The organism is Actinoplanes cyaneus, assembly GCF_016862095.1.
Taxonomy (GTDB): Bacteria; Actinomycetota; Actinomycetes; order Mycobacteriales; family Micromonosporaceae; genus Actinoplanes; species Actinoplanes cyaneus.
The window spans coordinates 1-2,030 of the sequence record NZ_BOMH01000146.1 but is presented as its reverse complement, the minus strand read 5'-3'; the positions used below and the strand labels follow the sequence as shown (position 1 = coordinate 2,030).

Here is a 2,030-nt window from a genome sequence, read left to right as displayed (position 1 = left end):
TCCCGTACCGAGGGCCGCCTCGCCGCCGTGCTCAGCGGTGCGCTGGGCGCCGAGGACCAGATCGCCGTGCGCTCCGGCGGCGTCCTGGTCCGGCGTCTGGAACACGCGCCTCCGGTCACCGCGGCGGCCTGGCAGCCGCGCGGCACCGTGCTGATCGCCGGTGGCACCGGCGGGCTCGGCTCCGAGGTGGCTCGCTGGGCCGCCGGGAACGGTGCCGACCGGCTGATCCTGGTCTCCCGCCGCGGCGGCACCACCGACCTGCCCAACGCCGAGGTGCACGCCTGTGACCTGGCCGACCGCGACGCGGTGGCCGCCCTGCTGGCCGAGGTCGGCCCGATCGACGCGGTGGTGCACGCGGCCGGTGTCGCCGCCGACGTGCCCTTGGCCGCAGCCGACGAGGACCATCTGCGGGCCGTGACCGAGGGGAAGATCCGCGGCGCCGAACACCTTGACGAGCTGGCCGGTGACGTGGACGCGTTCGTCGTGTTCTCCTCGATCTCCGGTGTCTGGGGCAGCGCCGGCCAGGCCGCCTACGGTGCCGCCAACGCGGCCCTGGACGCCCTGGTCGCCCGCCGGCGCGCGGCCGGCCGGCCGGGCACGGCGATCGCCTGGGGCCCGTGGGCGCGGGTCGGCATGGCCGCCGACGAGGACATCGCCGGCCAGTTGCGTCGCCGCGGTTTGGTGCCGATGGATCCGGCGCGTGCCGTGGGCGCGATGGCGTATGCGGTCGGCGCCGGCGAATCCGCGGTGACCATCGCCGACGTCCGGTGGCCGGAGTTCCTGCCCGCGTTCACGGCCGCCCGGGCGCGTCCGCTCTTCGACGATCTCCCCGAGGCCGCCACGCCCGCCACCACCGGCACCGTGTTCGCCACGTTCGGCCAGCGCCTCGCCGGTCTGCCCGCCGCCGACCGGGAACGCCACGTGGCCGACCTGGTCCGCACGCACGTGGCCGCGGTCCTCGGCCACGCCACCAGTGACGCGATCGCCCCGGGCCGGGCCTTCAAGGATCTCGGGTTCGACTCGCTGACCGCCGTCGACCTGCGCACCCGCCTGCGGGCCGCGACCGGGCTGCCGCTGCCGGCGACCCTCGCCTTCGACCACCCGAGCGTCGAACGTCTCGCGGCTCACCTCCTGCAGGAGCTGACCGGCGCGGTCACGGCGGTCGCCGGTCCGGTGACGGTCGCTGCCGCCGACGACGATCCGCTGGTCATCGTCGGCATGGGCATCCGTTTCCCGGGCGGCGCGGACACCCCCGAGGCGCTGTGGGAGCTGGTCGCGACCGGCACCGACGCGATCGGTGACTTCCCGGCCGACCGTGGCTGGGACGTCGGCCGCCTGTACCACCCGGATCCGGACCACCCCGGCACGTCCTACACGCGGCAGGGCGGCTTCCTCTACGACGCGGCCCAGTTCGACGCCGAGTTGTTCGGCATCTCGCCGCGCGAGGCCGTCGCGATGGACCCGCAGCAGCGGCTGCTGCTGGAGACCTCGTGGGAGGCGTTCGAGCGGGCCGGGATCGACCCGCTGTCGCTGCGCGGTGAGGCGGTCGGCGTGTTCGCCGGCGCCAACAGCATCGACTACGGCGTGCGCGCCGCGGTGCCGGAGGGCTCCGAGGGCCACCTGCTCACCGGCACCGCCGGCAGTGTCGTCTCCGGTCGTATCTCGTACACCTTCGGTCTCGAAGGCCCCGCCGTGACGATCGACACCGCCTGTTCGTCGTCGCTGGTCGCCCTGCACTTGGCCACCCAGGCTCTGCGCACCGGTGAGTGCACGATGGCCCTGGTCGGTGGCGTCTGCGTGATGTCCGGCCCGGAGACGTTCACGCAGTTCTCCCGGCAGCGCGGTCTGGCCGCCGACGGCCGCTGCAAGCCGTTCGCGGCCGCGGCCGACGGTACCGGCTGGGCCGAGGGCGCCGGCATGCTCCTGGTCGAGAGGCTGTCCTCGGCGCGCGCGGCCGGCCGCCGGGTCCTGGCCGTCGTGCGGGGTACGGCGGTCAACCAGGACGGCGCGTCGAACGGGCTCACCGCGCC

Annotated in this window: 1 protein-coding gene; it reads left to right on the top strand. The window is 75.3% G+C overall.

The features are described 5' to 3' along the window. A partial coding sequence (locus Acy02nite_RS46055; RefSeq protein ID WP_203756730.1) for a type I polyketide synthase occupies positions 1-2,030 on the top strand: 2,030 nt, incomplete at both ends.